Annotated in this window: 8 protein-coding genes; all 8 read left to right on the top strand. The window is 68.4% G+C overall.

The window, feature by feature from the left end:
- The coding region (locus tag P1X14_RS21470) for a tape measure protein (RefSeq protein ID WP_277317465.1) at positions 1–1,367 on the top strand (1,367 nt) is incomplete at its 5' end.
- A complete protein-coding gene (locus tag P1X14_RS21465; protein ID WP_277317464.1) occupies positions 1,364–2,602 on the top strand; it encodes a DNA circularization N-terminal domain-containing protein in 1,239 nt (412 codons plus the stop codon). The genes P1X14_RS21470 and P1X14_RS21465, both read left to right, overlap by 4 nt.
- Positions 2,595–3,668 carry a phage baseplate assembly protein gene (locus P1X14_RS21460; protein WP_277317463.1) on the top strand — a complete coding sequence of 358 codons (1,074 nt, stop codon included), beginning with the start codon at positions 2,595–2,597 and terminating at the stop codon, positions 3,666–3,668. Before P1X14_RS21465 ends, P1X14_RS21460 begins: the two co-directional genes overlap by 8 nt.
- Positions 3,632–4,306 carry a phage baseplate assembly protein V gene (locus P1X14_RS21455; protein WP_277317462.1) on the top strand — a complete coding sequence of 225 codons (675 nt, stop codon included), beginning with the start codon at positions 3,632–3,634 and terminating at the stop codon, positions 4,304–4,306. Before P1X14_RS21460 ends, P1X14_RS21455 begins: the two co-directional genes overlap by 37 nt.
- Entirely contained in the window at positions 4,306–4,572 is a 267-nt protein-coding gene (locus P1X14_RS21450; protein ID WP_277317461.1) for a hypothetical protein, read from the top strand. Before P1X14_RS21455 ends, P1X14_RS21450 begins: the two co-directional genes overlap by 1 nt.
- A complete protein-coding gene (locus P1X14_RS21445; RefSeq protein WP_277317460.1) occupies positions 4,565–4,768 on the top strand; it encodes a hypothetical protein in 204 nt (67 codons plus the stop codon). Before P1X14_RS21450 ends, P1X14_RS21445 begins: the two co-directional genes overlap by 8 nt.
- Before the next feature lie 277 nt (positions 4,769–5,045).
- Positions 5,046–5,513, top strand: a complete 468-nt coding sequence (locus P1X14_RS21440; RefSeq protein ID WP_277317459.1) for a phage GP46 family protein — start codon at positions 5,046–5,048, stop codon at positions 5,511–5,513.
- Positions 5,510–5,829, top strand: a 320-nt coding sequence (locus tag P1X14_RS21435) for a baseplate J/gp47 family protein (RefSeq protein WP_277317458.1), incomplete at its 3' end; no start/stop codon positions are given. The genes P1X14_RS21440 and P1X14_RS21435, both read left to right, overlap by 4 nt.

The following is a 5,829-nucleotide window of genomic DNA, read 5'->3' as shown; positions in this document are numbered from 1 at the left end:
GGCGCGGCATAGTCGGGCTGGTCGCGCTCGAACGGCGCCTGACGCTCACCCGCGCCAATATGGCGAAGTTCGCCCAGTGGGGCGGCCGCCAGATCGGCGGCGCGGCGCGCGCAGGCTTCTTTGGCGCCGGTGCGCTCGGCGCGGCCGGGCTTTACAAGATCGGGTCTTCCGGGATCGATTTCGAACGGTACCGCACCCAACTCAACGGGCTGGAAGGATCGGCAGCCGGTGGCGGAAAGGCGATGGCTTGGGTCACCGAGTTCGCGCGCTCGACACCCTACGAGCTGGACGAGGTCATGCAGGCTTTCATCGCCCTGAAGGCTTACGGCATCGATCCGACTGACGGCTCGCTGCGCACGTTGGGCGACACGGCGGGCGGAATGGGCAAATCGCTGATGCAGGCGGTCGAAATGATGGCCGACGCCCAGACCGGCGAGTTTGAGCGGCTGAAGGAGTTCGGCGTCCGCGCGTCGCAGGAGGGCGAGCAGGTGACCTTCCGGTTCATGAAAAACGGCAAGGAGATGACACGCACGGTCAAGAAAGAAGGCCGCGCGATCCAGGCCGCCCTGAGCGAGATTTTCAACGATCGCTTCGCAGGCGGGATGGCCAACCTCGCCGCGCTGACCGAAGGCAAGTGGTCGAACATGATGGATCGCTTCACCATTAAGGCAAAGGATGTGTGGGAGCGCGGTGTCGGAGGAGCCGTCAATCGCGTGCTCGATCGCGTTAACGCCAATCTGGATCGAGCCGAGAAGGATGGCTCGCTAGATAGATGGGCGGACAGCGCGGCCAAGTCGATCGCCGCCCTTGTCGACGAGGCTGGCTCGTTCGATTGGGCCGGGTTCGCGAGCGATGCGTTGAGCGTGGCGCGGGCCTTTGCCTCCATGGCCAGCTCGATCAATGCCGCAGGCAACGCGCTGAACCGCGCGGGCGATTTTGCCAGCGGCGCGGGCCTCTCAGCCTCGCTGAACCTGCCCTGGATCGGCGAGGAGCAGCGGAGCATGAACCGCCGCTTGTTGCGCGAGACGAACCGGCGGCTCGGGTGGGACGAGAACCACGGCATCCCGGCCGATCAGATCGCCGAGGAAGCACGGCAGCGGCGCGCGATCCAGTCGCGCAGCCGCACTACGCGCGACTGGATCAGCCGCGGGCGTCCCTCGCCGCTATCGCCCAATCGGCAGCCCTGGCGCTTCGCCCCTGCCGCGCCCGGCTTCCCGCGACCCGGCCCCGCCGCGCCGCCGCCCAAGGGCAAGGTTTCGGTCGAGTTGCGGCCGCCGCCCGGATGGCAGGCGGTGCCGACCGGTGTTTCGGCCACCGGTATGGATCTGGAAGTCCGCACCGGCCGCGCCATGACGGGTGTCGCATGAGCGCGCCGGAAGGGTGGCAGAAGGGCAGCTTTCGCGGGCTATCCTTCGTGTCGCAGGGGCAGGATCAGGCAGGCGGGCGCCGGATCGTGGTGCACGAACCGGTGCAGGCCGAGAAGCCGATCACAGAGGATCTGGGCAAGAAGACCGGCCGCTTCACGCTGAACTGCCATATCCGCGGCGACGATTATATCGCGCGGGCCGATACGTTCGGCCAGGCGCTGAACGCGAAGGGTGCGGGCACGCTGGTGCATCCCTGGCTGGGGCCGATGCAGGTGCGCGTCGAGGATTTCACGCGCAGCGATATCGTGGAGGAAGGCGCGATCGCCGTCTTCTCGGTCGTGTTCGTCGAAAGCGGCCTGCCGGCACCGCCCGGCCCGGCGATCGACACCGCCGCACTTTCCCGCGAGAAGGCCGCGCTGTCGGCCGGGGCCGCGCCCGTCCAGTTCGCCGACCGGTTCGCGCTGGACGGGGTGCAGGGCTTTGTGGAGGCGCATGCGGCCGAGCTGGTGACGCTCGCCGCATCGGCGATGGCGGTGGTATCGGGGCTTCAGGGCGGGATCGGCCCGGCGCTGGCGGCGATCCAGGCCAATCTGGGCACCCTGCCTGAAGAAGTTCAGGCGATGCTGCGCTCGCCCGTCGCGCTGGGTCAGACGCTGGTGGGGGCCGCGCAATCGATCCTGACGGTGGGCGGCAGCGGCGTATCGCTGATCGGCGGGCTGATCGGCCTGCTGGCGTTCGGCGAGGATCTGCCGCCGATCGCGGGCAGCACGCCCGCGCGCGATCGCCAGCGGGAGAACCAGGCAGCGATCGTGCAGCTGGTCAATCTGGCCGTCGCCGGCACGCTGGTCGATGCCGTCGCCGGCACCGTGTTCGATTCCTATCAGGAAGCGGTCGCCATCCGGACCGAGGCGGCCGACGCGCTGGACCGGCTGGCGCTGCGCCAGGCCGATGCCGGCGACGATGAAGGAGCCGCCCAATATGACGCGTTGCGCCTGGCGCTGTCGCGCGACGTGACCAGCCGCGGCGGATCGCTCGCCCGGCTTCAGGACTATACGCCCGCGATCACCGAACCGGCGATCGTGATCGCGTACCGGCTGTACGGCCCGGCCGCGCTGGAAGACCGCACCGGCGAGATCGTGGCGCGCAACCGCATCCGGCATCCCGGCTTCGTGACCGGCGCGGTGACGCTCCAGGTGCTGACGCCCGAGCTGGCGATCGGGGGTGGCCGTGGCTGATCTGGTCGCACTGGCGAAGGCGCTGGAGGAGACGGTCGAGCTGCGCCTGGGCGGTGCGGTCTATTCGGCGTGGGACGAAGTTACCGTCACGCGATCGATGGAGGGCCTGAGCGGTTCCTTCTCGCTGGTGCTGGCCGCCCAGGACATGACCGACGCCGCAGAGTTCAAGATCCGCAAGGGCCAGCGCTGCATCGTGCAGATCGGCGGCGAGATCGTGATCAATGGCTGGATCGACGCAGTCTATCCCTCGATCTCGGGCGAGCAGCACAAGATCCGCGTCGCCGGCCGCGACCGGACCGCCGACCTGGCCGACTGTTCGGCGATCCACAAGCCGGGCAGCTGGATCAACACCAAGCTGGAGGCGATCGCGGCCGAGCTGGTGAAGCCGTTCGGGATCAAGGTGACCGTGACCGCCAGCGGCGGCACCGGCGCGCCGATCCGCAAGTTCGCGATCCAGCAGGGCGAGACGGTCCAGTCCGCGCTGGAGCGGCTGCTGCGCTTTCGCGGGCTGCTGATGGTGGCGGACGGCAATGGCGATCTGGAGATCATCACCCCGGCCGAGGCCGCGCCGATCGCCACGCTGGAGCTGGGCGTCAATATCCTGGAAGCCAATGGCAGCTTCGACGATCGCGAGCGCTTCAGCGACTATGTCGTCAAAGGCCAGGCGTCGGGCGGCGACGATCATAACGGCGCGGCGGTGGCGCAGATCCGCGGCACCGCGAAGGATGCCGGCGTGGAGCGGTACCGCCCGTTCCTGGTGATCGCCGAGGAGCAGAGCGACGGCGCCAGCGCCACGGTGCGCGCCAAGTTCGAGGCGGGCGTGCGCGCCGGCCGCAGCGTGAACGGATCGATCGTGGTGCCGGGCTGGCGATCGACGCCGGGCGGGCCGCTGTGGCGGCCGAACGTGCGGGTGAAGGTGAAGTGCGCGCCGGTCCAACTGCCCGACGAGATCATGCTGGTCCCGGCCGTGACGCTCACCAAGGGCGAGAAAGGCACGACCGCGACGATCACCGTGTTGCCGCCCGAGGCATGGAAGCAGCTGGCCCAGCCGGAGGCGCGGCGATGAAGGCGATGGAGGATGCCCTGCGCCGCCTTTCGGGCCGTATCCAGATGGCGATCGGCCGCTGCATCGTCATGGCGGTCGACGACGGGCGGAAGTTCCAGGAGCTTCAGGTCCAGCTGCTCGCCGACGAGGTGCTGGAGCGGGTCGAGCGGTTCCAGGACTATGGCATCACGTCCGTACCCAGGAGGGGCGCGGAGGGCGTGGTGCTCGGCGTGGGCGGGCTGCGCAGCCATGCGATCGCGATCTGCGTCGGCGATCGCCGTTATCGCCTGACCGGGCTTCAGGAGGGCGAAGTCGCCCTGCACGACGATCAGGGGCAGAAGGTGCTGATCGGCCGCGAGGGCATCGTGATCAGCAGCGATCAGGGCGTGTCGATCGAGACCGAGGGGAATTTCGCGGTCGCGGCCGAGGGCACGATCAGCCTGGCCGGACAGGGTGGCGTTTCGATCGAAGGGCCTACCGGCGTCTCGATCGACGGGGGCAGCAATGCCGTGACGGTCAGCGGCAACTTCATCGATCTCGATGCGATTGCGGTCGATGTCGGCGCGGGCGCCTCGGCCTACGCGGCGCGGCGCGGCGACGCGATCAACGATTCGACCGACACGATTTTGGGTGGGTCCAGCTCAGTGAGGATTGCATGATGAAGAAGGCACGGCGTCGCCCGCGTCAGCGGCTGTATTCGGCCGAAGTAGATCTGCAAAAGGCCGGCGCCGCGATCCGCGCCCTCGGCTTCGCGCCCGTCGAGGATGACCCGGTGACCGCCCGCGGCTGGTTCACGCGCGCCGGCCAATGCCGCCGCCTGAAGGCGACCTATGCCGGTGGCTGGAAGGCCACGATGAGCGCGAACGGCTCGGTCAGCTGGGGTCTCAGGCTCGTCTCCGAAGTGAAGGGGGCGGCTCATGGATAACAAGCCGACCTTCTTCGTGGGCTATCCGGTCGAGCTGAAGCCGACCGGTCTCTTGGGTGCGACCTATGACCCGCGTTGCGGCATCGACGCGGCGCACAGCGCGCGTGACACCATGATCGAGCGCCGCATCCTGCGTATCGAAATGGTGCTGCGTCAGCTCGGCATCGAGATCGAAATGCTGGGGTTGCCGGAGTGACCGATCATGTTTTCCTCAGCTGGGACCGCGCTGACGCCAAGTTGAAGTCGTTCTGCACTACAAATCGAGGGCGCAGCACGACGGTTAAGATAGAGATTGAGGTGAGCGACCCCTACACCTTGGGGCGCATCGTTTCCGATCTTCAGGAAGCACAAACCCCGAAGCCTCGTGCTGTTCCAGAACCTGAGCCTCGCTCAGCGAGTCGCCCGGTAGTGCGGTCGCGCCCCGCATTGCCAGCCCCTCCGCTCGCCTTGCCTGCGCCTGGGGAGCGCTTCAAATGACCGATATCGCCCTGAACTTCGATCCCGCGGCTCAGACCGCCGATATCGCCCTGGTCGATGGCGATCTGGCCACCGACGACGGACTGATGACCGCGCTGATCGTCTCGATCTTCACCGATGCGCGCGCCCGGCCCGACGACGTGCTGCCCGAGCCTGGCGCCGATCCGCGCGGATGGTGGGGCGATGCGTTCAACGAGGATCCGAACGACGCGATCGGATCGCGCTTGTGGCTGCTCCGGCGCGAGAAGCTGACCGCCGCGACCGCGCTGAAGGCCCGCGACATGATCACCGAGGCGCTCGACTGGCTCGTCCAGGACGGCGTGGTGCGCGAGCTGACGGTGGCCACCGAGATCATCCGGCCGGACGCGCTGCGCGCCTCGGTCACCCTTTCCCGCCCTGACGGCCCCGCGCGGCAGCGCTTCGACTTCGTCTGGGATGCTACCCAACGGAGCCTTGCCGCATGAGCTGGTCGCGACCGACCCAGACCGAACTGAACGCGCGCATCCTGGCGGATATCGACGCGCGCATGCCGGGCGCCGATAGTCGGCTCCGGCGCCGCAGCGTGCTGAATACGCTCGGGCGCCTGCTTGGGGCGCTCGCGCACAGCCTTTATGGGGCGCTTGCCGACAACGCCAACTTCCTGCCCGATCGCACCGATGGCGAGCGCCTGGCGCGCTGGGCCGCGATCTTCGGCCTGACACGCAAGTCGGCCGCCGCCGCCACCGGCGACGTGACGGTGACCGGCACCGACGCCGCGGAAGTTCCGGCCGGGACCGTGCT

It is taken from the genome of Sphingomonas sp. AOB5 (genome assembly GCF_029433115.1).
In the GTDB taxonomy this organism is placed as follows: Bacteria; Pseudomonadota; Alphaproteobacteria; order Sphingomonadales; family Sphingomonadaceae; genus Sphingomonas.
Note: the sequence above shows the minus strand (reverse complement) of the source record. Positions and strands in the feature narration are given on the sequence as shown.

Excerpts from the sequence above, each read along its gene's own strand:
- P1X14_RS21455 (WP_277317462.1), top strand. The coding sequence starts at position 3,632 with ATGGAAGCAGCTGGCCCAGCCGGAGGCGCGGCGATGAAGGCGATGGAG.
- P1X14_RS21465 (WP_277317464.1), top strand. The coding sequence starts at position 1,364 with ATGAGCGCGCCGGAAGGGTGGCAGAAGGGCAGCTTTCGCGGGCTATCC.
- P1X14_RS21450 (WP_277317461.1), top strand. The coding sequence starts at position 4,306 with ATGAAGAAGGCACGGCGTCGCCCGCGTCAGCGGCTGTATTCGGCCGAA.
- P1X14_RS21440 (WP_277317459.1), top strand. The coding sequence starts at position 5,046 with ATGACCGATATCGCCCTGAACTTCGATCCCGCGGCTCAGACCGCCGAT.
- P1X14_RS21445 (WP_277317460.1), top strand. The coding sequence starts at position 4,565 with ATGGATAACAAGCCGACCTTCTTCGTGGGCTATCCGGTCGAGCTGAAG.